Origin of the sequence: Dakarella massiliensis (assembly GCF_001182045.1) — a bacterium.
Classification (GTDB): Bacteria; Pseudomonadota; Gammaproteobacteria; order Burkholderiales; family Burkholderiaceae_F; genus Mesosutterella; species Mesosutterella massiliensis.
Map to the genome: position 1 here is coordinate 31,110 of NZ_CVTY01000007.1, position 24,427 is coordinate 55,536.

At 56.0% G+C, this 24,427-nt stretch carries 21 protein-coding genes; 10 read left to right on the forward strand and 11 right to left on the reverse strand.

Annotation, left to right across the window (positions count from 1 at the left end):
• Positions 1–52: 52 nt before the first annotated feature.
• Positions 53–1,234 (reverse strand): alanyl-tRNA editing protein, encoded by a 1,182-nt coding sequence (locus BN1936_RS06525; protein WP_049686986.1) that lies wholly within the window; start codon positions 1,232–1,234, stop codon positions 53–55.
• 276 nt (positions 1,235–1,510) lie between these two features.
• Between BN1936_RS06525 and BN1936_RS06530 the strand changes: the two genes are divergently transcribed.
• From BN1936_RS06530 to BN1936_RS06540, 3 genes are all read left to right on the forward strand, one after another.
• The gene (locus tag BN1936_RS06530) at positions 1,511–2,632 is read left to right on the forward strand and encodes a porin (RefSeq protein ID WP_049686987.1); all 1,122 of its coding nucleotides are present in this window, start codon (positions 1,511–1,513) and stop codon (positions 2,630–2,632) included.
• Positions 2,633–2,819: 187 nt separating this feature from the next.
• Entirely contained in the window at positions 2,820–4,103 is a 1,284-nt protein-coding gene (locus BN1936_RS06535; RefSeq protein ID WP_148521200.1) for a hypothetical protein, read from the forward strand.
• 57 nt (positions 4,104–4,160) lie between these two features.
• Entirely contained in the window at positions 4,161–5,381 is a 1,221-nt protein-coding gene (locus BN1936_RS06540; RefSeq protein WP_022443699.1) for an AAA family ATPase, read from the forward strand.
• Between the two features lie 79 nt (positions 5,382–5,460).
• Here the strand turns inward: BN1936_RS06540 and BN1936_RS06545 are convergent, their stop codons facing one another.
• The 3 genes from BN1936_RS06545 to glnD are packed head-to-tail and all read right to left on the reverse strand — an operon-like array spanning position 5,461 to position 9,404.
• The gene (locus tag BN1936_RS06545) at positions 5,461–6,003 is read right to left on the reverse strand and encodes a thermonuclease family protein (RefSeq protein WP_022443698.1); all 543 of its coding nucleotides are present in this window, start codon (positions 6,001–6,003) and stop codon (positions 5,461–5,463) included.
• Between the two features lie 42 nt (positions 6,004–6,045).
• A complete protein-coding gene (locus tag BN1936_RS06550; protein ID WP_022443697.1) occupies positions 6,046–6,813 on the reverse strand; it encodes a substrate-binding domain-containing protein in 768 nt (255 codons plus the stop codon).
• 8 nt (positions 6,814–6,821) lie between these two features.
• Positions 6,822–9,404: a [protein-PII] uridylyltransferase gene (gene glnD / locus BN1936_RS06555; protein ID WP_022443696.1), complete on the reverse strand. Its 2,583-nt coding sequence runs from the start codon at positions 9,402–9,404 to the stop codon at positions 6,822–6,824.
• Positions 9,405–9,591: 187 nt separating this feature from the next.
• On the opposite strand from glnD, the gene BN1936_RS06560 reads away from it, so the two are divergent.
• Entirely contained in the window at positions 9,592–10,488 is an 897-nt protein-coding gene (locus tag BN1936_RS06560; protein ID WP_049686989.1) for a DMT family transporter, read from the forward strand.
• Here BN1936_RS06560 and BN1936_RS06565 read toward each other — a convergent pair.
• The 4 genes from BN1936_RS06565 to BN1936_RS06580 form a co-directional block, all read right to left on the reverse strand.
• Positions 10,485–11,081 (reverse strand): hypothetical protein, encoded by a 597-nt coding sequence (locus BN1936_RS06565; RefSeq protein ID WP_148521202.1) that lies wholly within the window; start codon positions 11,079–11,081, stop codon positions 10,485–10,487. The genes BN1936_RS06560 and BN1936_RS06565 overlap by 4 nt on opposite strands.
• Positions 11,082–11,319: 238 nt before the next feature.
• Positions 11,320–11,937 carry a hypothetical protein gene (locus tag BN1936_RS06570; RefSeq protein WP_022443694.1) on the reverse strand — a complete coding sequence of 206 codons (618 nt, stop codon included), beginning with the start codon at positions 11,935–11,937 and terminating at the stop codon, positions 11,320–11,322.
• A 15-nt stretch (positions 11,938–11,952) separates the two neighbouring features.
• Positions 11,953–12,729 (reverse strand): DUF4261 domain-containing protein, encoded by a 777-nt coding sequence (locus BN1936_RS06575; protein WP_022443693.1) that lies wholly within the window; start codon positions 12,727–12,729, stop codon positions 11,953–11,955.
• A 134-nt stretch (positions 12,730–12,863) separates the two neighbouring features.
• Positions 12,864–14,369, reverse strand: coding sequence for an SLC13 family permease (locus tag BN1936_RS06580; protein ID WP_022443692.1), 1,506 nt, complete (start codon positions 14,367–14,369; stop codon positions 12,864–12,866).
• A 318-nt stretch (positions 14,370–14,687) separates the two neighbouring features.
• Here BN1936_RS06580 and BN1936_RS06585 point away from each other — a divergent pair, with 318 nt between their 5' ends.
• On the forward strand, positions 14,688–15,554 hold the full coding sequence (locus tag BN1936_RS06585) for a tetratricopeptide repeat protein (RefSeq protein WP_022443691.1): 867 nt from the start codon (positions 14,688–14,690) through the stop codon (positions 15,552–15,554).
• 453 nt (positions 15,555–16,007) lie between these two features.
• Positions 16,008–16,370 carry an H-NS histone family protein gene (locus tag BN1936_RS06590; RefSeq protein ID WP_049686990.1) on the forward strand — a complete coding sequence of 121 codons (363 nt, stop codon included), beginning with the start codon at positions 16,008–16,010 and terminating at the stop codon, positions 16,368–16,370.
• A gap of 647 nt (positions 16,371–17,017) precedes the next feature.
• Here BN1936_RS06590 and fumC read toward each other — a convergent pair.
• Complete coding sequence (fumC, locus tag BN1936_RS06595) at positions 17,018–18,439, reverse strand: class II fumarate hydratase (protein WP_022443689.1); 1,422 nt, start codon at positions 18,437–18,439, stop codon at positions 17,018–17,020.
• Between the two features lie 498 nt (positions 18,440–18,937).
• Positions 18,938–19,252, reverse strand: coding sequence for an antibiotic biosynthesis monooxygenase family protein (locus BN1936_RS06600; RefSeq protein WP_022443688.1), 315 nt, complete (start codon positions 19,250–19,252; stop codon positions 18,938–18,940).
• A gap of 27 nt (positions 19,253–19,279) precedes the next feature.
• On the opposite strand from BN1936_RS06600, the gene BN1936_RS06605 reads away from it, so the two are divergent.
• The 4 genes from BN1936_RS06605 to BN1936_RS06620 all read left to right on the forward strand — a co-directional run bounded on the left by BN1936_RS06605 (position 19,280) and on the right by BN1936_RS06620 (position 23,242).
• Positions 19,280–20,191 (forward strand): HAD-IIA family hydrolase, encoded by a 912-nt coding sequence (locus BN1936_RS06605; RefSeq protein ID WP_198290754.1) that lies wholly within the window; start codon positions 19,280–19,282, stop codon positions 20,189–20,191.
• Between the two features lie 103 nt (positions 20,192–20,294).
• The gene (locus tag BN1936_RS06610; protein ID WP_049686991.1) at positions 20,295–21,098 is read left to right on the forward strand and encodes a DUF805 domain-containing protein; all 804 of its coding nucleotides are present in this window, start codon (positions 20,295–20,297) and stop codon (positions 21,096–21,098) included.
• Positions 21,099–21,152: 54 nt separating this feature from the next.
• The gene (locus tag BN1936_RS06615; protein ID WP_049686992.1) at positions 21,153–21,818 is read left to right on the forward strand and encodes an HAD family hydrolase; all 666 of its coding nucleotides are present in this window, start codon (positions 21,153–21,155) and stop codon (positions 21,816–21,818) included.
• Between the two features lie 143 nt (positions 21,819–21,961).
• Complete coding sequence (locus BN1936_RS06620; RefSeq protein WP_022444449.1) at positions 21,962–23,242, forward strand: M20/M25/M40 family metallo-hydrolase; 1,281 nt, start codon at positions 21,962–21,964, stop codon at positions 23,240–23,242.
• Positions 23,243–23,310: 68 nt separating this feature from the next.
• Here the strand turns inward: BN1936_RS06620 and ypfJ are convergent, their stop codons facing one another.
• The gene (gene ypfJ, locus BN1936_RS06625; protein WP_022444450.1) at positions 23,311–24,222 is read right to left on the reverse strand and encodes a KPN_02809 family neutral zinc metallopeptidase; all 912 of its coding nucleotides are present in this window, start codon (positions 24,220–24,222) and stop codon (positions 23,311–23,313) included.
• Positions 24,223–24,427: the final 205 nt, after the last annotated feature.

Genomic DNA, 24,427 nt, shown 5'->3' on the forward strand with positions numbered 1-24,427 from the left:
CTCAGATACAGATCCGGACGGGAAACCGCCCGGATTTCTTTTTCTCTGATGGTCAGGCGTTGAAAGCAGCGTTCAGTGCCTTTTCAATTTCAGCCTTCGGAGCTTTGTAGGTGCCCTGGAGGAATTTCCCGTTTCCGCCTCCGCGCCCGTTCAGAGCCTGGTTGAGCGGCTTACCGGCGGTCTTGAGATCAGCGGTTTCGGACGCGATCATGTAGTTCCAGGCGGTGTCAGGGTCGGAGCCGGGAACCGCTGCGATCACCGCGCAGACATCGGCCTTCTTTTCTTCCGTGAGCAGATTGCAGAAGGTCTTCAGATCTCCCGGAGTCAGCCCTTCCTCTTCAGCGAGCAGGAATTTTCCGCCTGAGGGGAGGGCATCTGCGCGCATTCTGAAGTAGCGGAGATTAAGTTCAGCGATCTTCGCGTCCCGGGCTTGGACTTCCGCGAGCACCTTTCTCACCGCGGCTGAAATATCGTCCGGTTTAGCGGAGAGGAGCTGAGACACGGCCTGAGCTTCCTCAACCTTTTTCGCGAAACTCCGGAGAGCTCTGCCGCCGCAGACAAATTCGATTCGGACACCGCCCCGGTGCTTCGAGAGGGTAAGGTACTTGATCATGCCAATCTCCCCCGTCTTCTTCACGTGAGTGCCGCAGCAGGCGCAGCGGTCAAGATCCGGAATGTCGATGATTCGGATGCGTCCCGTGAGTTCTTTCTTGCTCCGGTAGTCGAGTGTCTCGAGTTCAGAGGCGGAGGGGAAGAGCTCTTCGACAGGCACATCTGCCGCCACAGCGTCGTTCGCCGCCTTTTCAATCGCCTTCAGCTCGTCCTCAGTCATCGGACCATTGAAGTCAACCGTGACGATATCGTCATCCATGTGGAAACCCACGTTTTCGTACTTGAATTTCGCGTGTATGAGGCCGGAAAGCACATGCTCTCCGGTGTGGTTCTGCATGTTATCGAACCGGCGTTCCCAGTCGATCTTTCCTTCGACTTTGGTGCCTGCCTCGAGGGGTTTATCGGTGTAATGAATAATGACGCCCTTCACACGGCGCACATCGTTCACCTGAGCGGCACCGAGCGTCCCATGGTCTGCAGGCTGTCCGCCGCCCTCCGGATAAAACGCGGTGTCATCCAGCACCACTTCAAATCCGTTCTTCCCTTCGCTGCACGAAGTCACAGTGGCTTCGAATGACTTCAGGTAGGGGTCCTTATAGAACAGTTCGTTCAACTCTTCCATTCGAAATGCATCCTTTCCGATCACTGAAACAATCTGAAGAGGTCAGTGTACTCGCCTAGGTATTACCTATTTGAGTCAAAGTATTGCCGTTTTGCCCTGGAGTGTTGCGAAAAAGCAACACTTAATTTTTTCTTAATTCCTTGAATTGACGCAGAATCACTGAAAGGGAATCAAAATAATACGGTCATCCCGTTGATGATAATCATTCTCTTGTAGTAATATCCTCTTCGTTCAAGGCGAGACGCCTTAATTTTTTAACTCAATTTAGGGTTCCAAATGAAAAAGCACCTCATCGCGGCAGCTACACTTGCTACGTTTGCCGGCGCCGCCTTTGCGGCTCCGTCCGTTACGCTCTACGGCGTTGTTGATACCGGCCTCGGCTATCAGCACCAGAAAGTGACCGGCCAGTCCTCGACCGACGAACTCAGCATGACTTCCAGCGTGAATGAGACCTCCCGCTGGGGCCTGACGGGCGAAGAGAAGATCGGCAACACCACCGTTTCCTTCAACCTCGCTGATCAGTTCAACTCTGACGACGGCACTCAGGCTGATGAAGACGGCCGTCTCTTCGGCCGTGAAGCTCAGGTGAGTCTCTCTGGCCGTTACGGCACCCTGACCGCCGGCCGCATCGGCGCCCTGGGCTCCTCCATCGGCACCTATGACCAGATCTTCGCTGTCGGCGACGCGTTCGACGGCGGTGACTGGGATGTGTTCGGTCTGGCTGCTACTCCGATTATCGATAACTCCCTCACGTATCAGTCCCCGAAGTTCGCTGGTTTCCAGGTGACCGGCCAGTACTCCTTCAAGTCGAACTCCAAGGCTGACGGTACTGAAGGCCGCAGCTCTGCTGACCGCTATGCCGGTGCTGCCGTGAACTACGAAAACGGCAACTTCCAGGCTGTGCTCGGCTATGAATTCATTGACCGCAGCTCGCTCGACTCTGCGCCCATTACGAAGGACGGCCAGCTGGTTACCCTCGGCGGCAACTACAACTTCGAAGGCGTTGCTCAGGTCTTCGCGATGGGTCAGTACTTCCGCGGCTGGGATGAAGTCGCCGGCCAGAACTACGAAGACCTCGGTCTGACGGGCAAGGGCCTCAAGGGCTGGGGCGCTCACCTCGGCACGATCGTTCCGGTTGCCGGCGGCGACCTGACGGCTGGTCTCTACTACGTTGACGGCGAAACGGGTGACTCCGCCGCTGTCGAAAGCGGCGATAAGGCGAGCGCTGACGTTCAGTACTACGGCGTCGCTGTCCGTTACGTCTACCCGCTTTCCAAGCGTACGTCCGTCTACGCCGGCGCTTCCTATGGGCAGTCCAAGGTCAAGAATGCCGTCGCGATCGACGATACGAAGACCCAGACGACTTCCGTTTACACCGGCGTGTCGTTCAAGTTCTGATAGCGTCTTCCTGACGTATTCCTGAGAAGAAGGGCCGGAGAGGGGATCCTCTCCGGCCCTTCTGCGTGAGTAATCCCTGCATTTCCCGGCATCAGGCGGCAATCCGCCGTCGCATGGTGTATCTTTTAGCCCTGACGCGAAAGTCGCCTTTTCCTTCCTAACCTATCCGCTACTCTCCATGGAACCGGTGCCGAAATCTGAACCGAAACCTACCCGATCCGGGATAGAGACGCTGCTCAGTCTCCCGGAAAGCATGCAGCTGCCGCCGCCGGACCCGACGACGCCTGAGCATGCCGCGGTGATTCTTTCCGTGTCAGAGAACCCTGGCTACGCGGCGCTGGGCTTTTCAAGGATTATCGCGATCGGGGCGCCGGTGGCGTCCTGCGGACGTGTCGCGGATGCGTGCCGCGGCCGGATCGATTTTCTTGTGACGCCCGGCAGTGAACGTATTCCCTGTCAGTACGCGGTGGTTGAGGCGGAGAGGCTGCTTTCGGTAAAGGATCCTGGAGATCTCTTTTCCCCGGGAAGCGGGTCTGACGCGGAGGAGGAACCGCTCCTCGTGGTCGCCGGTTACCTGAGAGCGGTCGGTCTTGAAAAGGCGTATCGGGAGGGCCATGCCTCGGAGTATCGGGAGGAGCTCCTCCGTGACGCAGGTCTTTACCGGCTGGAGAGAAAGGTGATTGAGTCTCTCAGGCAGCCTGTTCTCGTGCGTCTGATTCCTGCAGAGCGGGTTTCTCCGGCGCTTGCCGCATCGTCCAACATGGCGGGGTACGATCTCTCGGAGGTTATCGAGAAACTGCGCCAGGAGGCTGAGAATCCCGGGAAGCAGCCGGAGCTTTTGCCTGAACTCGCTACCCCTCAGCCGATCCCGGTGCTGTGGCTTGACGCGGAAGGCCGCCCGACACTGGCCTCACTGCTTGAGTTTGTGAGGCGGCGGCCCGCGTCCGAACAGAAGCATTTCCTCAATACGGAAGGTCTGCCTGTCAAAGGCCTGAAAGCAGCCTTCCTGAAGGCCGAGCTTCTCAGCGCTTATGGGGACCGCGCGAGAGGTCTTTTTTCTGACACCATGCATCCGGAGTCAGCCTCGCGAGTGGCTGACGCGCTGCTGACCGCACTGCCGCTCGCGACAGCGTTTGAGGCCGCCGGAACTCCGGATGTTGTCAGGCTTCTCGCTGACGCGGCTGAGTATGCGTCTTCGTTTGCTGAACCGCCCCAGGCGCTGTCAGCCCGTCTGATTCAGGGGGAACTCGCGGTGCAGCCGGCAGTCGAACTCTGGCTTTTCGCGGCGCTGAACGCGGATCAGGCAGACCGGATCGCGTTCTGCCGCTATGCGCGGGGTTTAAGTGAAATGCTCGCGCACCGCGCCGGCCGGAAAGCGAGACTCACGCTCTCCCGGCAGCTCGCGGCGGATTTCACCGCGTGGCTCGAAGAAAAAGTCCCTCCCAGGATGAGCGCCTTCTTACTGCGCTAATATGTATCACGCCCTTCGCGGCGTGACATTTTTCATTCTCATAGGAAGATCCTGACGATGACGCTCCTTGAAGCTGAAATTCAGAATTTCAAATCTTTCCGTGCTCCGGCAGCGGTGTCCCTGGTGAGCAGCGCAAAGTCCAAAAAGGGAAAGAAAGGCAAGGGGGCGAAGACCCTGCCGGTCGCGCTTTTCCTGGGAGCGAATGGAAGCGGGAAATCCAACTTTTTTGCGGCTCTCCGTTTTTTGATTGAATCCGTGAATGAGGGGAAGGTTTCTGAAGCCGTCCCGTTCCTTCTCGATGTGGAAAGCCGCCGGCGTCCTACCGTCTTCAGGCTCCGGTTTGGGAACTCCCCGGAATCCTTTTTTACCTACAGCGCGGCGATCCTTGGCCGTGAGGTCCGCGAGGAACTGCTGACCCGGACGGAGTCAGGAGATGAATCCGTGGTTTTCAGCCGGAATGGGAAAAAGACTGAAGTTACAGAGCTCTCTGATAAAGACGCGAGACAGGTTATGCGGAATCTGAGCGCGTCGAGGCTCGCTGTCAGCGATCTTCTGAAGAGCGACGATCCGGCGCTTGAACCCCTGAAGCAGTTCTTCACCGGATTCCGCTTTGAGGATTCCGAAATTCCGGGCACCGCGGCGATTGAGCTTCCGCAGGGGTTCTTCCATCAGAAAGAGATCCGGGACAGGATGACGAAGTATCTGGCGTCGCTTGATCCCAGCATCACGGGACTCACCCTGAAGCGCGGCAGCGGCGCGGCGAACTCCCGGCTCTCCGTCAGCCATTCAGTCCCCGGCGGTCTCACATTCACGCTTCCGCTGGAGGCGGAATCCGCGGGCAGCCAGAAGATGCTCGCTCTCTATTCGAAACTCTTCCCGGTGCTGAAAGAAGGCGGCGTTGCCGTGATCGATGGTCTCAGCGCGAGTCTTCACCCTAGCCTTGTACAGGATGTGATTTCGCTTTTTGAGGCACCTGAAACCAATCCTCATGGCGCGCAGCTGCTTTGCTCGAGCCACGACGCGGTCACTCTTCGGGATAAAAGCCTTCCGTCTGACGCGGTGTGGCTTGTGAATAAAGAGCTTGATGGCGGCTCCGGCATCAGCCGGTTCTCCGGGGTTTCGAAAAAGGCGTCGAAACTGGAAGGCCCGAAGCGTGAAAAGGCTTATCTTTCGGGCGATGTCGGGGGCGTCCCCGCGGGGCATGGTCTCCAGGGACTCGCCGAAGAGGATACGATTCTCCTGCTCTCAAAGAAAGAGTGGAAGAAGCGGAATAAATAAGGATTGATTCCGGGCGGATGAAAAGAGCCCCGTGGTGAGTTTCTCACGCGGGGCTTCTGTGTATCTGGAAATAGGAGAATCAGTGCCTGCCGTGACGGCCTGAGGTGTCAGCGGCTTTTCGCTCAGATGCCCGGAAATCCCAGGGCGGTGTGGGAGACGCGTCCTTCCAGAGACCAAGTTTCGCGGACTTGGCGGCATCCTCAGCCGCTTCATACGCCTTGCGGTCCGCAGGGGCCACGTCCTTTGCATAGTGGCGGTAGTACCAGGCGCAGCCGCTCTTTATCTGCTCAAGATTGATGTTCTTCCCATCGAGCAGCACTTTGCCCACGATCCGGCCATAGCGATCATTGCCGTTATAGTCGACTGTAACCTGCTTGCGGTACACCAGGCGGTCAAGGTTCTGTCGTGAGTCCTGACCGAACGTCTGGTTCTTTTCCGGCGCGTCGATTCCCAGGAACCGCACGCGGTAACGGGTGCCATTCTGCGCGAGAACGGTCACAGTGTCGCCGTCTGCCACCTTCACAACCTGTCCGGAGAGCGTCGCGGCATGACTGTGCGGAGCCGCGGCTCCGAGAAGAATAGCAATCGGAAGAACCCAGTTGAGAAGCGTCGTGCGGTTCATGTTTGTGCCTGATATAAAAAAGAATTCCTTGAGGGCGGTATTCTAGAGTTTCACGGATTTTTCGGGAGGGGGAAGGAACCCGAATTTACGGAAAACTGCCTGAGCTTTGTCTGAAAGCAAAAACTCAGCGAAGGCGTCGCAATTCTTCGTGGGACATTTCCCTGATCTCGGGTGGCACGCCCCGTAGAGAATCTCAGGCATCACTTCATCCGGGATTTCATAGATCACGAGACCTTCCTTTTTCATCCGGTCAGTGTCGCTTGCGTAGACCACGGCAGTGTCCACGCCATGCCGCAGCATGAAGCCCGCGGCGGTTTCCCCCCGCAGATCTTCTGCCGTATGGTTGCCGCCGACCAGCGGAATCGCGTGCTGGCTGATGATCGAGGAGCCGGGTTCACTCCTGTAGATCTTGGCGACGTTTTTAAAGAGGACCTTGGCCCAGTCGCCTCCAGGAGAGACATTCGGCGTGCTGATACCGATTGTGATCGAGGGATCCGTCAGAAGCGAGAGCCAGGTGCTCCTCATGAACCGACGCTCTTCTCTGGAGACGACAACCAGACGGTTCCGGGCATAGACAAAGCCCTTTGTGGCCTTCAGCGCGGTGAGCAGTGCTTTCGGGTGACCGGTATCGGCGGAGCAGAAGATATCGCAGGGAAGGTTTCCTTCGATTTCTGCCCGGAGAATGCCCGAGTGGCCGAGTTTGACAATGACTTCCGTGCCGGTTTCTTCCTGAAAGAGCGAAGCCAGTTCAGGAGCTGCCCGTTCGAGACTCTGGGCTGCGAAGAGGTTGAGAGGGTTGGCGCTTGCCATGGGTTGAGTCACCTTTTTGTAATGCGGGACGCACCGGCAGACTTTTCCGCGGGCGCAATCGTTTCAATCAGTTCAGCTGCTATCTTAAGGCACACATTCGAGTCCGCGAGAATATCGCCTGAAATCTGGAAGATATCCTCTACCCGCTCGCCGAGAGTCGAAATCTTGGCGGTCTGAAGGTTCACTCCGAAACGGGAGAGAACGCTTGAGATAGCGTAGAGGAGACCGAGCCTGTCGTTGCAGGAGAGAGTCAGCAGATACGTGGTGCCGCTCGCATCCGGTTCGATCAGGACCTGAGGACGGATCGGGAAGTGCCTGGAGCGGCGGGAAAGCGGTCCAAGGCGTACCGGCGGCAGTGCCCGCCGCCCTGAAAGGGAGTCTAGGATATTTGAAGATGCGATTTCAAAAACTTCCTGCGGCTCCGGCCGTTTTCCGGCGTCCATCGCGAGGAAGGTATCCAGAGCCTTGCCGTCACGCGTGGTGTGAATCCGGGCATCAAGAACCGAAAGGCTGGATTTCTGAAGGGCAGACACGAGTTTCAGGAAGAGTCCCTTTTCATCATCCGCGCAGACCAGCACTTCATACATCCGATGCGGTGTCATCCGGACGCGGACAAGCGGGAATTCTCCGTTTGACCGGCAGAGCTCTGTCGCGTGCCAGGCAATATCTTCCGGGGTATGCCGCAGAAAATAGGCGACATCCAGCTTTTCCCAGAGCTTCGTGCAGTCTTCTTCCGTGAGACCTGACGTCATCGCGATATCAAGCGCGGTGCTTTTCCTCATTTCCAGAATGGAACTGCGGGTCGGAGCGGCTCCGCCGAGAAGGGCGGCCGTGTGGAAATAGAGACGCTCGAGAAGCTGTCCCTTCCAGTTATTCCAGACCTTTGGACCGGTTGCACGGATATCCGAGACGGTCAGCAGATAGAGCGCCTTCAGTCGGTCGGATGTCCCTACGCGGTCAGCAAACCGCTGCAGCACCGCGGGGTCCGAAATATCTTCTTTCTGAGCGACATGACTCATGGTGAGATGATCGCGGACAAGGAAGGCAATAAACTCGGTGTCGTCCGGGGTAATGCCGTAACTGCGGCAGAATTCCCGCACTTCCTCCTCACCGATTTTCGAATGATCCCCGCCGCGTCCTTTGCCGATGTCGTGGAAGAGCGCTGCGACAATCAGCCGCCAGGTGTCGGGGAGTTCGGCCATCAGCTGGGAAAGAAGCGGAAACTCGTGAGCGTGTTCGGCATACACCAGGTGTCTGAGCCCGCGGATCACCTGAATCGTATGCTGATCAACCGTGTACACGTGGAATAGGTCATGCTGCATCTGCCCGTCAATCCGGGCCCAGGGGGGAAGAATATGATCAAGGATTCCCCAGGTGTTCATGTTCCGAAGAGTCCGGTAGACACCCTTATCAAGCTTCAGAATATCGAGAAAGATTTTGCGGCCTTCGTCTGTCGGCGCAAGATTGACATCAGGGTTCCGAAGTGTATGCCAGAGCGCCCGAAGGAGCGCCGTGCTTTCGCGCGAAATCCCGGGCCAGGTGGCCCGGAGATAAAACGCCCGCAGCATCGCCTCAGGATGACGATCAAACACACCGCGGCGCAGCAGATCAAGTTCTTCTCCCCGGAGGCCGAATTCAGAATCAATCGGGCGTATCGGAGCGGAGTTTTTCCCCGTGTACTTTTCAGACAGTACCTGCAGAAGGATGAGTGAAAGCTGGATCACGGACTTTGCGTTTCGGTAGTAGCTCTTCATCAGAGCTTCGGAAGCCCGGAACGCCTCGCTGTCCTTGAAACCCAGATCGGCAGCAACTGCGGCCTGCAGATCAAAGAGCAGCCGGTCCTCATGCCGATGGGCTTCGATATGGAGATAAACGCGCAGTTTCTGCAGAAACACCATCGCGCGGCGGAGCTCTGCCGCTTCCTTCGTGGTAATCAGTCCATGAGAGGCAAAATCCTGAAGGGATTTTCCGAAACCAGATGCCCGCGCAACCCACATAAAGACCTGCAGGTCCCGGAGACCGCCGGGATTCTCTTTGACGTTGGGTTCGAGCGCGTAGGGAGAGTCACCGGCCCGGGCATGTCGCTGATGCATTTCGAGCATCTTGTCGCGGAAAAAGTCTCGCGGTACCAGCTGCATCGTGAATTCACACTGGAACTCATTGAAGAGCGGACGGCACCCGCCGATAAACCGAGATTCCAGAAGTGAGGTGCAGACCGTAATGTCGCTTGCGGCAGCGAGGCACTCGGTCACGGTTCGTTCCGTAGCACCTACGGTGAGGCCGAGATCCCAGAGCGAAGTGATGAAGCTTTGAATCGGGGAGCGTTCCTCTTCCGTCAGTCCCGGCGGCACGAGAACGAGAAGATCAAGGTCAGAGTAGGGGAACATTTCCGCGCGGCCGTAACCGCCGACAGCAACAAGCGCGATACCGTCCGGAAGGGTGTGCGCGGCAAACTCCCTGAGCACGGCGCGGTCTGTGGCGGCGCTTGTGGATGAAAGAAGCTTTGCGCTGTCATGATCGCGTTTGAACGCTTCGATCAGCTGTTCCCGTTCTGTATCGAAGATACGGCGGTTTTCGGATACCATGCGCATGGAAATGAGGCCCCTCCTGAAGAGATAAGTCTATTTTGCATCACCTTGGAAGGTGCCTGCCGGAAGCGAACCGGCCTCTCGTCCCATTTGGCAGTGATCGGAGTTTAGAATCATCGGATAACACGAAAATTCCGCATCCCCGGAAGGCGCAAAGCCTGGCGGAATTTAAAAACGAAATGAGGTTTCCATGCAGTCCCGTCTTGCCGGTCCGATTCTTATTCTCTTAAGTGCGCTCTGTTTCTCGGTTACGGGAACGCTTCAGGCGCTAGCTCCGGCCGGAGCGACCCCGTGGGTGATTGCTGAGGTCCGGATGGTGACATCGGCCTTCTTCCTTTTTCTGTGGTGCGCTGCGACCGGGAAACTTCCGAAACTCACAGCGGACCTTCCCTGGCGCGCCATCATTATCTGCGCCTGCTGCACGTGTCTGTATCAGCTCTTCTTCTTTTTCGGAGCGCTGAAGCTGGGTGTGGCGGTGGGCACTGTGGTCTGTGTTGGCGCGACTCCGATCATGTCAGCCATTGTGGCGAAATTCGTACTCGGTCATTCACCGCGGCCGATCTGGTACGTCGCCACGCTGATCGCTGTGATCGGAATCGGGCTTCTCAATATCAAAAGCTTTGAAGCCGGAAATTTTGGCTGGGTCATCGTCCCGCTTCTGGGTGCCATGGTCTACGGTATCTATATGAACGCAAGTCCAGAGGTGTCCTCTCATATGCAGCCTGAGGCGGGCATCATGATCGGACTCTGCATGATCAGCGTGATGCTCGCGCCGGTTCTGGTGCTCTTTCCGATTGACTGGATCTGGAGCTCCCCCCGAGGGCTTCTTGTCTCGGCCGCGTTTGGTATAGCGGGGGGCCTTGGCTTTGGGCTTTTCTTCCTTGGCATGAAAACGACGGCTCCGGTTGTGTCAGCGACGCTTTCGCTTGCTGAGCCGATGGGGGCAGCCTGCCTTGGTATTTTCCTTCTGGGTGAAGACAGCAGTCTTCCGACAATAGCCGGTATCGCGCTCATCATTGGCGCGATTCTGATCCTGATTCTTGATGGCGCGAGGGTAGAAAAGGAAGCGAAAAAGGCAGCAGGCTAAAGCTGCCGGTAAATCTCAACGGGAAGCTGTGAGGGTTCAGTCTGGGCTGAGGCAGAGGCCCGGTGCCTGAATCTTGAAAACCGGACACATCCGGTCCGAAAGTGTTTCGAGAAATAGGCTTCAGCGGTATCGAAGACATCAGGGGCAAGCGCGAGAAAGTCGAGCCGTATGCCCGCGCTTCCATAGAGGAACCCCAGCGGAACGAAAAAAGCGGTTTCGTTTCCCAGGTCACGAAGGAGTTTCCGGCAGGTCTTTTCATTCCCCGGCACCTCACCGGAGATGAGGAACGCGCCGCAGACTGCTCCAGCCGCAAGAAACGGCCTGTCGCCTGCGGATCCCTGAATGAAAGCCCGGGAGAAACCGGGCAAGCGGGTTGTCCCCTCCTCAAGACCTGAGAAAAGCGGAGCGTTTCTGACTTCATCCGGGACCCGGAACCAGGTTTCGCTTTCGAGAAGCAGCTCGGGGTCAGACAGTTTTTCCCAGTCCTTTTCAGCGAATCGGGTTCTCAGCGCGGCCGCGAACGCCTCAGAGCTCAGAAAACGACCCTCTTCCTCATCCGAGGCGGTGGCGGGAAAGGCGGTGAGGCATTGCATAGCGCGGATTTCTCCGATCGCCCGGGCCGCTGTCATAAAGGCCGCGGCGGCGCGATCAGCCGGATCCTGAATCGCTGAGAGTGAGTCTGAAAGGATGGATACTGAGGTGACTTCGTCATCTGAAAATCCATTTATCCGAAAGAGAGCGTCTCTTACCGGTAGAAGCCGCCCGGATGGGAGATGGACAGGAGACGCGGATGCCGGTATTCCGAGAGTCAGTGTCAGGTCTTGGTCCGCATCATCCGGAGCGAGTCTGATCAGAGCGTCGAGCAGAATGGCAGTCTCCCGGACCCCGAAGGGGGAGAAGGCTATGCTTCGGGCGTCGGACTCTGCCCAGGCGGGGAACCCCCTGGCTGCCAAAAATCCGGGGCAGAAGGATTGCCGGGTCTCCTCCCGCCGCGGCTGCTTCCCAGAATTCTGCCGCGCGGGCGGCAAAAGGATGTCGGAATAGCGGAAGAACCGAGCGCTTCGCGGTTTCTTCGAGCGCCTTTGCTGCCGCCTCCCCGTCCGGACTGCCGGAGGGAAGCAGTGACTTGGCTTTGGAAAGAACATCCCCGGCAGCTTCCCACTGATCCAGAGCCAGTCTGGCGAGTCCAGAGAGAAGCAGGGCGCGCGGACGGAGCGTGGGAGTCCTGAGAGGGGAGGCAAGAAGTGACAAGGCCCGCAGCGCGGCATCCCTGTCTGAGAGCCGGTGCTCTTTCAGAAGGGCTTCGGCCAGAAGCAGACTGACCTCAGGATCTGATCCGGCAGAATGGGGTACCGGGAGCTGAAGAAGCGCGTGCCAGAGATTCTGTGAACGAAGAGTCCGCGCCTGAGAAAGCCAGCCCTCAGACTTTTCTTTCGCGGACTCTGTCATGATGCGGGAAGTCTCTTAAAAGGCGATCTTAAGGGACTGGCCGTCGACCGCCTGACCCTTCCCTTCGGAAATGGAGAAGTTTTCTCCTTCCTTCAGGCCGATCGTGTCGCCGTTCTTCAGCTTGACGTGATAGTCAAGCATGTAAGTGGCGGCCGTAGTCAGCATTTCGAAGATTTCCTGCGGCTCCCGGAGCGAATTGAGGATTTCGACCTCTTCGCACCCGAGTTTTGAGAGACCGAAGGTATATCCATTCATGGTCTGTCCCTCGTTTTCGGTGTAGACGCCGAAGTAAACGAGATTCATCACCGGAACTCGGTGCCCTTCACAGCCGGAGACGGCGGATTCCGAGTAAAAGCGCGGAGACATCACAGTTCCACAGGTGAGAACAGCGGTGGCAGCGGCCTGCCGGAGAATGGAAGCGGTGAGTTTCACTGCGAGCGTTGCGGCAACCACCGGATCCGTGTTGTTATGCTGCACGGTGACCGTAACGTAGGCCTTATGTTCTTTCGCGGCCGTGACAGCGCCGTCCCAGAGGTAATTTGTGAGCGCCTCACGTTCAGCCTTCCCGTCTTCAACCGGAACCGGGGTCATGAAGACAGAAACCATCATGCCGCCGATCATCGTAACGACAGAGCCGTTCTCCTCTCCGATATCGGTCGACGGGATTTCAAAACCCCAGTCAGCTTTCAGATTCTGCACATACTGCTTTGCGGAAAATTCAGGGCGTGAAAGGAGGACCGTCGTCAGTGTGGCGGCGGAATGCTGAGGCTTGTTGTCGGTCGTTGCGTTCATTTCTTTTTTTCTGGTAATTGGAAATAAGTTGCGGTGAGGTATCGTACCGCAAGTTCGTCGATGAACAAAGAAAAGCTCCGGTCCCTTTTGAAGGGAACCGGAGCTTTGCCTTTAATGCTTCAGTTTTCTACCGATCAGTCAAGCAGGAGCATGACGCCGGTGATCACGAAGATTGCCACAAAGTTGATCAGAATACCTGCTCTGAACATATCCGCGATTTTAATCTTGCCGGTTCCGAAGACGATCGCGTTAGGCGGCGTCGAAATCGGCAGGATGAAGGCTGCGGAGGCTGCAAGGGCAGTACCCATCAGGATCGGCTGCGGCGGGAGGCCAAGGGCATTGGCGACAGCAGCGAGCAGCGGCATCATCATAGCGGCCAGGGCAGTATTCGAGGTAACGCCGGTAGCGAAGGTGACGATGAACACCACGCCGAAGAGCACGACCGGGAACGGAGAGCCTGCGAGGACCGCGACCTGAGCGCCGATCAGCTGGGCAACGCCCGTGTGCTGAATGGCAGAGGCGAGAGACAGACCGCCGCCGAAGAGGAGCAGCACGTCCCAGGAAATCGCTTCGTTTGCGGTCTTCCAGTCCATAGCCATCGTACCCTTGCGGTCAACCGGGATCAGGAAGGGAACAATGCCCATGCCCATGGCGATCACAGCATCCGTGAGGTACTTGAAGGGCTGCCAGCCGTCGATGTTGATACCGCGGAGCTGAGCGCCGGAGAACCAGAGGACAGCGGCGATCAGGAAGCAGAGACCCACAGCCTTTTCACCGGTGGAGAGTTTGCCCATGCTGCGCAGTTCGTTTCGCACCCATTCCTTGCCGCCAGGAACCGACCCGCCCATATTGCGGAACATCAGTCCGGTAAGAACAAAGAAGGAGACGATGAAGAGCAGCAGGGTAACCGGAACACCAACCTTCATCCAGCTCGCGATGCTCACAACCTGGCCGTAGGTCTGCTCCATAAAGCGCATGTAAATGCCGTTAGGGGGCGAACCGATCAGGGTAGCCATACCGCCGATTGAGGCGCCGTAGGCAAGAGCAAGCAGAATGCAGAGCGAGAAATTGTGCTCGTGCGTAGCCGCGTCAGGATCCCCGGACTTCTTCGTCGAGTGGACGAGGGTGATCAGAGCCATCGCGACCGGAACCATCATGGCAGCCGTTGCCGTGTTGCTCATGAAGGCAGAGAGGAACGTGGTGGTCAGCATCAGGCCGAAAACCATCCGCTTCGGGGTCGTGCCGACGAAACTCATCACGACGAGCGCGATGCGGCGGTCAAGACCCCAGCGCATCACGCCGCCAGCGAGCATGAACGCCCCGAGGAAGAGGAACACAGTATCCGAGGCGTACGGCGCCATAGCGGCGCTGACCTTGGTAACCTGGAAAAGCGGGAAGAGCACCATCGGCAGCATGGAAGTCACTGCGATAGGCACTGTTTCAAAGCACCACCAGATGGCCATCCAGACAAGGACGCCAAGACAGGCACGGCCCGCGGAAGAGAATTGCGCGATCGAACCATCTGCAAGGCTATAGGTCGATGGCATTGAAAAATAAATCAGTGCGCAGAGCAGCGGCCCCGCAATCATCGACCCGTAGCGCATCAGCATATGCCGTCGCTGGGCGATTGTTTCAGACATGATGAGAACCCCTTAATGGTTTCAGAATCAGTAGCCTTTCCGTTCCCTGTTTTCGCGGGTTTGCCGAAAGGTTAGATTCATCATGTCTCAGAAACCGAATGTAAATCTTTGACATTCATCAAAACAAAAACAAAGTCTTTACAATTTCGGTAACCCTACCACATATACGCTACGGAAGATGTTTCAGTAGGCTTAGCCTTGGATCAAGACAAATACCTTCTAATGCTAGGGAAGTTAATATTTTTAAAATAATTTCCATGCAGTTGAATCTATCCCGAAAGAGATATTTTCCGTAGTCCAATTATTGCCGGAGCCCCTATGAAATCCTTTCAGATCTTCCTTATTGCTGTCGTGGTGCTGGCAGCCGCGGTGTATTTCACGGCCGGTCGTGCGAATCGCCCGAAAGGGGTTTCAGCGATGAAACTTGAAGCGCTTGCGGATGCCGCGGAGAAGGGGAACCCCGAGGCTGCTCTGGAAGCGGCGGTGAGATATGGCTTTGGCATCCGGGGGGTGAAGGAGGACTGGAAAGAGGCTTATGTCTGGGCCTCTCAGGCCGCGAAGGAAGGAAATGAAGATGCCCTTGCCGCGAAAGCCGAAATGGAGGTGCGGGGGCTGGGCGCCATGGAAGAGGGACAGGCCGCAGTGGATCAGATATCCGCTCTGGCCGCAGGAGGCAATGCCGGAGCGCTGTATGCGGTGGGATTCGGGAAAATGATGTCTGGAAACGCTCCTACACGGCGCGAAGGAGCCGCGCAGATCAGGGCTGCAGCAGATAAAGGTCTTCCGCGAGCTCAGTATCTCCTTGGTCTTCTCATGCTGAGAGGCGATCAGGATGCGGGAATTGATAAAAATGAAGCGGAAGGAGCGCGGTTAATTGAAAAGGCGGCGAAGGGGGCAGAGCCTGACGCGCTCGCGGCGATTGGACTCTGCTATCTGAAAGGAATCGGGGTGCCGTCTGATTCGCTTGAAGCCTATACCTGGCTCGCGGTGGCCGCTGAGGAAAATGATCGGTGGCAGAAAGCCAAAACAGAAGCCGCGTCCGGAATCAGCGGAGAAGCAGAGAGGGACGCATTGCCGGCGGTTACTTTTACGCGACGCGAATATGGCCCTGGGAAATATCACCCGAATCTCGCGGCCCATGCCGCTGAATATAAGCGTCCGTTTCCCGGATTTCCCGGAGAATAAAAAGTCTGGCAGGCTGGATATACGGGAAGCCGGTTTTCGGCCGCCTGACATCTGATTTCAAACCCCAGGCGGATAGTGGTAATCAGCCCATCTGCCTGGGGTTTTTAATTGCGTCCGTTCGTGAAATAACTATAAACATTTAAATCAGACACCGTTTTAGACCTTTCAGAAAATATTGGGTAGAATAATTAAAGGATAATTCACTAAAACAAAACTTTTAAGTTAATCCCCCGTTTTTCAGATTATGGTTTTGAAATAAGAGCCGGTTTTCAGATCACCGGTCGGAAGATAGAGTGAACATTTTCCCCCGTCACTTTTATCTTCTAAGCATTTTGACTGGTTGGTTATTTAAAAGACTAGTCCAAATTAAATATCCGGAATCTGCGGATATTTATATTTATGAAAGAAACGGTATCTATCTGATGCGGCACGACTAAAAGGATAAGGAAAAAGATGCTGAACGAAAATAAGCAGCTCGATGCAAAGATTCAGAAAGCCCGGGAACTCCAGCGCCAGACTGAAGCCCTGATGAAGGACATTAAGCGTACGGCCATCAAGGAAATCCACCAGTGCATGTCCCGCTACAACATCACGCTCGAAGAGCTTGGTGCGACCGGCGCTTCGAAGACGAAGTCGGCGGCTCCGGCTGCCGATCAGCAGCCGAAGAAGGCTGTCAAGCGCGTCAAGGTGAGCCCGAAGTATCAGAGCGAGGATGGTCTGCAGACCTGGACCGGCCGCGGTCTGAAGCCGAAGTGGCTGAAGGCTGAGCTCGATGCCGGCCGCAAGCTCGAAGACTTCCTGATCAAGACGGAATAAGAGAGCAGTGACAGACTGCTCATTGTTTCTTCCCGGTATCCAATTCTTTAAGGGAGAAAACTGTGTGGCATGACCTGCTATACCGAACAGTTTCTGTCGTAACCTGCTTCCTGGTCGGTTATGTCGGCTATCGGATTCTGCACGCGCTCGGATTTGCTTAGAGTGTGAGTGGGTCTCCGCGGTCTGGCCTTTTACGACCAGGCGGCAGGAATGCTTTAAAAAGCTGAATTTCCGCAGAGAAAACTGCGGGATTCAGCTTTTTTATTGTTCCCGAAGCTCCCTGTGAAATTGATCCTTCTATCCTTTTGAAAATTCTGTTTTCTTTTTGCTGTCCGGAAGTTGTCTGTGAAATAACGGGCTTTGAGATAGTAAGTAAACCTCGAGGTTTAAGGCACCTATTTTCGGGGACGAGTATTCCGGATCGGCTGATATGCGTGAGAGATTCTGATTTCTGACGGATGGACCCGAAAGGGGAAGGGGAATGCGCGGTAATCCCCGAGCCTCGGTAAGCGGTGTGGCGACATTGTCTGAGCGTCTGTTTGTTGGGAGTCAGGTCCCACAGGATAAAAAATCCCCGGTTCATTATCTAAACCGGGGATCAAGCAAGTTTCATTATGCCGGAGAGTTTTCCGGCAGAGGGAAGGAGATTACTTCGCCTTCTTCAGCGGGTGAACCATGTTCGCCGGGACAACCGTCGCGTCGAACTCTTCAGGCGTGCAGACCTTGAGAGCGAGGGCGGCATCGCGGAGCGACAGGTCGTTCTCGTGAGCGTAGTGAGCAACCTTGGCGGCATTCTCGTAACCGATCAGCGGAGAGAGAGCCGTGACGTTCATCAGGGAGCGATTGAGGAAGTAATCAATCTTTTCCTTGTTCGCGGTAATGCCGTCAACGCAGTGTTCAGCGAAGGATACTTCAACGTCGGCGAGCAGACGGATGCTCTGCAGCAGGTTGTAAGCGATCACGGGCTTGAAGACGTTCAGTTCGAAGTTGCCCTGGGAAGCAGCGAAGCCGATCGCGGCGTCGTTGCCCATCACCTGAACGGCAACCATCGTGACAGCCTCACACTGGGTCGGATTGACCTTGCCCGGCATGATGGAGGAGCCCGGTTCGTTCGCCGGAATGTTCAGTTCACCGAGGCCGCAGCGGGGGCCGGAAGCGAGCCAGCGGATGTCGTTCGCGATCTTCATCAGGTCAGCGGCGAGGCCCTTCAGGGCGCCTTCGAGGAACACGACGGCGTCGTGGCTCGTGAGGCCGTGGAACTTGTTGGGATCGGAAACGAACTTGAGGCCGGTGGCGCGGGAAATTTCAGCAGCAACGAGCACGTCGTAGCCTTCCGGAGCGTTCAGGCCAGTACCGACGGCGGTGCCGCCGATGGCGAGTTCACGGCAGGAGTCGAGAGCCTTGAGGATCTGGGCCTTGCTGTGGTCGAGCATCGAAACGTAGCCGGAGAATTCCTGGCCAAGCGTCAGCGGCGTGGCGTCCTGGAGATGCGTACGGCCAGTCTTGATGATGTCCTTGAAGGCTTCAACGCGGGACTGCAGAGAGCCGCGCAGACGATCGATAGCGGGGATCAGCAGCTTCTCAACTTCACACACAGCCATGATGTGCAGAGCGGTCGGGAACGTATCGTTCGAGGACTGGCCGCGGTTCACGTGGTCGTTCGGGTGAACGAGGTTTTCCTTCTTCTCGTGAGCCTTGTCGCGGAAGTTGCCGCCGAGGATTTCGGTGGCGCGGTTCGCGATGACTTCGTTCATGTTCATGTTGGACTGCGTGCCGGAGCCGGTCTGCCAGATAGCGAGCGGGAAGTTATCAGCGAGCTTTCCGGAGAGGATCTCGTCGCAGGCCTGGACGATCGCGTTCTTGCGGCGGTCATCGAGATTGCCGAGCTCATTGTTCACAACGGCGGCGGAACGCTTCAGATACATGAAGGCGCGGGTGATTTCAGCCGGCATCTTTTCCGTGCCGATCTTGAAATTCTGATAGGAGCGCTGGGTCTGGGCAGCCCAGTACTTCGAGTTATCAACCTTTACTTCGCCGATGGAGTCATGCTCAATACGAAAATCGTCCATGAAGAAATCTCCTCTCTCTGTAAAAAAACCGAGTTTGCAGCCGGATCGGCCGCAACTAGGTATAGACGTAAACTGAATGGGTATTTTAGGTGAATATTGGCAATACGGAAGGAGTATAGGGTTAATAATTAGTAAAAATTGCGGCAGACCAAAGAAATTAGGTAGATTTACTCAGATAAAATTTCCCGGCATTAAAGCGGGACATATTGTTAAGCAATTGATATTAATTAATTAATAACAAACTGCCTAAAAAATAAGCAATTTTAAGTTATGCAGAGCATCTGCAGCGCTCAGTGATGGATCCAGGAGCCGGCGGGGAGTGTGGCAATGAAAACGGGGTCTTTTGTATACCTTTTTAGGTATAAAAATATGCGCTTCAAGGAGGGGGAATGAAAAGAGGTAGAAAATTCCTGCCGAATGAATTAGATAAAAAGAACTAGCAAAAGATCCGGAGAGGCTGTCAGCCGCATCCGGATCTTTAAAAAACAGCAGGTTACATCAGGGCAGCTGTTTTTCGACCTTCGCAATGCGTGCTTTGGCGGAGATCAGCGCCATCATGACAGTGGGGTGCTTCGCCGTGAAGACTTTCAGGCACTTTGCCCATTCATCAATCGCTTCGCGAGTTTCCCAATAGGTCACCGTGATCCATTCGGATTCACCCTTGGCGTCCTCGATGCCAAGAAACCCAGGGGCGTCTGCCACGGTTTCCTTGATGTAGGCATTCAGTTTCGTGAAAATGTCCTCAGTGCCAGGCGACACAATGGTCGTGAAATTGAGGGCGTAGTAGGGGGGCTTGGGAGTTTGTGCCGGCATTTTTTTCAGTTCTTATGAATGGGAAACATGCCTGCATATTACCGGAAAGCGGAAGACCTGAAGCACCGCTCTTCTTTCGAAGCGTATCAGGTCGCTTATAGTGTGGTGTCGTTAACCGCCAAAGAAGGAAATCGCTACGCCATGATGACGCTTGATTGGATCCGTGAGAAGAAAGCCTTTCTGATTGATATGGATGGAGTGATCTACCACGGAAAATTTCTCCTGCCGGGGGTTCCGGAATTTATCAGCTGGCTTCGCGAGGAAGGAAAACTCTATCGTTTTGTGACGAATAATTCGTACTTTACGGCGGAAGAGCTTTCTGAGCGGCTTTGCGCGATGGGGATCGATGAAAGACCCAAGCACTTCTATACGAGCGCTATGGCTGCGGCCTCATTCTGCTCTCATCAGGCAGACGACCCTACCGCCTGGGTGATTGGAGCCAACGGACTTTATTCGGCATTGGAAGCAGCAGGGGTCAGAATCACGGATGAGAATCCTGAATTTGTCATCGTCGGGGAATCTGAGAAAGAGTACACGTGGCAGGCGATTGAAAAAGCGGTGAATCTTGTTGTGAACGGGGCAAGGCTCATCGGCACCAATGCTGACCTGGCAGGCCCCGGCTCCTACGGTCTGGTTCCGGCAACCGGGGCCATGATTGCGCCGATTGAGAAAGCGGCCGGCCGGAAAGCTTATTTTGTCGGGAAACCGAATCCGCTGATGCTTCGCCGTGTGATGGACAGTCTTGGAGTTCACGCGTCGGAATCCGTCATGGTTGGGGACTCGATGGGAACGGATATTCTCGGAGCACTGGAGACCGGTATGGCTACGGTTCTTGTTCTTTCAGGGATGACTTCCAAGCATGACCTCCATAAATATGCCTTCAGACCGGACGTAGTGCTCCAGGGGGTCGGATCGATACCGCCCGTTACAGAAGACTGAACCGGTTTCAGGTTATCCAAAGAAAAGCCGCTATAGTATTTTGTAAACGGAGTTCCGGCGTCAGTTACCGGACTCTCCGCATTTGTGAGTAAAGGTGGCTTATATGGAAAACGTTGAAAAGACGCAGGAAGAGAGAGAGCCGGTATCAGCCGCGGAATCCTTTTCCCGGGAAAAACCGGCTGCACCGGCTGCCGATGCGGCGGCAGCGCCCTCCCTGAAGGTTGAGGCCGGAGACGGGAAAGCTGCGTCCAGTATCCACCTTGAAGAAGATGCGTCTGATGCGCTGAAAACCGAAGCGGGAGGCGGAAGCGGAATCCCGCCTGGGGGTACCGCGGGTTCTCTTACGGCGGTGCCCAAACCGGAGCCAAAGCCTGAAAGATCAAATCTTCCGGCTGAACTCCCTAAGCCTTCTCAGCAGACTCCTGAACCCAAGGGGACGCTCGCTCAGCTCTGGGATCTCTTCTGGGATACGTTCCAGAACCGCTACTGGAAGTTTTCCGGCCGCGCGAACCGCACTGAATTCTGGACGTTTTTCCTTGGCGGTCTTTTTGTGAGCTCGATCCTGAATGTTCTGGCATCCCAGCCTTTTATCGGGTTCTTCGCGGCACTAGCCTCTGCCGCCTGGTGGATCGTGACGCTCGTTCCGACCTGGACTGTTGCTTTCCGGCGGCTTCATGACGCCGGACGCTCAGGATGGTGGATCACTGCGCCGCTTATCGTGATGTGTGCGCTTTTTATCCTCTTCCCGATTTCGCTTTTCTTCAGTTTCTTTACTTTTGTGGCTCTTGGGCCGGTCTGTTTCATTACGGGCGTGCTCTTTGTGATCGTGCTGATTTTCTGCGCGCTTCCTGGAGAACGGAAGGCGAACCGCTGGGGTGAACCGCCTGAAGATCTGCGGATTTTCTGATTATTTCTTTTTATCCGGGGGAGGAGGGGACTTTCTCTCCTGACGAGTGAATTCATGAAGCCAGCCGCTGCGCTATTTGATTTTGACGGAACCCTTGTGGATACGGAGGGACCGGACTGCGCGCTGATCTCCCGGATGCTGCTTGAGGTTGGAATCCGGAAGACTCCGAACGAAGTGATGAAGGACTTTATCGGTCTTCCCAGAACGGAAATTGAGGGGGCGATTCTCGCGCGCTATGGCGTGCAGGTGCCACCTGACTGGCATCCCCGCTATGTCGAGGAAAGATCAAAGCTTGAGGACCGCATGATCGTCACGCCGGGAATAGAAGAAACGCTGCGGCGTCTTCAGAATTCGGGCGTAAAACTCGGCGTGGCCTCAAACAGCTACGAGCCGCGGCTGAAACGGGTGCTCGCGAAATCCGGTCTGGAAGCCTGGTTTGGCGACAGGCTCTTCCATCTTGATCAGGGGAGCCGCAGAAAGCCGGCTCCGGATATCTATCTTTTTGCCCTTCGGTCCCTTGGGATCGGCCCGGAAGAAGCAGTCGCGGTTGAGGATTCCCCGCTGGGAGTTGCGGCGGCCGTCGCGGCAGGTATCCGCTGCATTGGATATACGGGACATAATCACGTGGGTGCGGCAATCGATCAGGAACTTCTTCAGGCCGGAGCCTCGGCGCTTGAGCCGGATATGAGGAAAGTCGCGGACCTGATTCTGAAGGGGTGAGGTTCCGATCGCGTATTTGAGCTCATCCGACGCCTGGGTTTTCCGTATAGTTAGGATTGGAATAGAAATTTTTACCTTGAAGTCACACGCGGAGCGGAAGCCGGCTGTGCGCCTCGTCCGTTCCCCTTATTAGGAGAAATGGCATGTCGATCACCCCAGTATCTGAACTTCCGCCGGTTCCCGAGCGTGTTGAAGAAGCGATGCGGAAGCTCTCTGCGTCTGAGTCCGTGAAGTCGCTTCTGGAAGCGATCCGTCAGGATGATGACGCGACGCGCGATCAGCAGATTGAGATCTGCGAGGTTCCGGCGCCGCCCTTCAAGGAAAACAAGCGGGGAGAGCTCCTGCTGTCACTTTTCCGCCACTATGGGCTGAAAGACGCCTATGTAGACGAAGTTGGGAATGTTCTCGGGCTTCGCCGCGGTACCGGAAACGGTCCCGTGGTGCAGATTGCGGCTCACTTGGACACGGTTTTCCCTGAGGGGACGGATGTCACCGTGAAGAAGGATGGGAACACTTACCGCGCCCCGGGGATTTCAGACGATACCCGCGGCCTTGCTTCTATGCTCTGCGTTCTGCGTCAGCTCGATCAGCTGAATATTCAGACCGTCGGCAGCATTCTCTTTACAGCGAGTGTCGGTGAGGAAGGAAACGGCGATCTTCGCGGGGAAAAACATATTCACTTTGAAAAGAAGGTTCCGGTGGATGGTTTCATCGGGATTGACGCGGCGGATGTGAGGCGGATTCTCGCTGGCGCCACCGGTTCTCACCGCTGGCTGATTTCGTACGATGGCCCCGGCGGCCATTCTTTTCATAAGTTCCGCATCGCTCCGTCTGCGATTCACGCGATGGGCCGGGCCATTGCCAAATTCGCGGATCTTCAGGTCCCTGAGGATCCCCGTACCACCTATAACCTTGGCACGATCAAGGGCGGCACGATTGTGAACGCGGTGGCCGCGCACTGCGAGGCACAGCTCGACCTCCGTTCCGGCGGAAATGATGAGCTGCTGAAGCTTGAAAAGACGGTTCTCGCGTGTTTTGATGAGGCGCTCGAGGAAGAAAACCGCCGCGCGAATGCCGAGGGAGATATGAAGCTTAAGCTGACGAAGAAGCAGATCGGCAGCCGTCCCGCAGGTGTTGCTGATGATCTGAGCCCGGTGATTCTCGCGGCGCGCGCAGCACAGGAAACTCTGGGCATTCCTCTGACCCGCTATGCCAGCGCGTCAACCGATCACAATGTTCCGCTGTCGCTTGGCATTCCGTCAACCACGCTTGGAGCAGGAGGCGTGGAAGGCAATAACCACGCCCTTGACGAGTGGTGGACGCAGGAAGAAGCCTGGAAGTCTCCGCAGCTGGTGGCGCTGACAGCGCTCCTTCTTGCCGGTGTGGACGGGCTGACGGAGCCGACGCTTCCGAAGCGCGCCTGATAGGATCAGACCAACAAAAACGGCATAGTCCTCTGGACTATGCCGTTTTTGTCTGAAGCAATCCCGGATTACTGTGCGGTCCGACCCCAGGCGGTAGCGGGCACCGCGCCGTTTGAGGTGTCAGACTCGAATGTATTGCAGGTATTCGGGTTACCGGAGTTATAGCCTCGCTTGAACCAGTAAAGGCGCTGGGCTGAAGTCCCGTGCGTGAAGCTGTCAGGCACAACCCGCCCGGTCGCTTCTTTCTGCAGACGGTCGTCACCGATAGCGGTGGCAGTATTCAGGGCCTTCTCCAGGTCGCCTGACTCGAGGACACCGTCCCGCTTCATGTAATTGCCCCAGACGCCGGCAAAGCAGTCAGCCTGAAGCTCAACCTTGACGGAAATCCGGTTGGCGTCCGCCTTGGATCCCTGGCTCTCCAGTTTCTGAGCCTTTTCACTGATGCCGAGAAGATTCTGTACATGGTGCCCGACTTCGTGCGCGAGCACGTAACCCAGCGCGAAGTCACCGCCGCCGCCGAGTTTCTTCTTCATATCCTCGTAGAAAGAGAGATCGATATAGACCTTCTGGTCAGCAGGGCAGTAGAAGGGGCCCATCGCGCTTTGGCCATAACCGCAGGCGGTCGGTGTGGATCCCGTGTAAAGAACCAGTTTGGGAGGTGTGTAGCGGCTGCCGGCTTTTTGGAAAATTTCTCCCCAGGTATCTTCCGTTGTTTTCAGAGCGACCCCGGTGAAATCCGCAAGCTCCTTTTCCTCAGCGGTCGGCTGGTAATTGGCGGCCGGTGCGGAAGACGTGGTCTGAGTCGGTACAGCGCCGTTCAGAAGCGGCGTAAGGTCGATGCCATAGTAACCAGCCACGAGTACGACAACAAGAAGCAGAATGCCGCCTTTCCCACCGATCGGAGGGAGACCGCCACCGCCGCCAGACTGCCCGCGTCGGTCCTCAATGTTGTCGCTTGATTCTCGGTTACGCCATCGCATTGTTTTTACCCCGGCTAAGAATAATTGGGGGAGCCATCATGCCGCGGGCTCCCTGAAAATCATTTTAGCGGATGCGGTTTTAGTGGAAAAGATTGATTTTCAAGTGCAAGTTTCCGGATCTCATTTCCATCTGTAAAAAAGATACGGATACGCTTGTTTGTCTGTAATACGGCTTCTACAATACAGACTAATTTCTGTATACAGT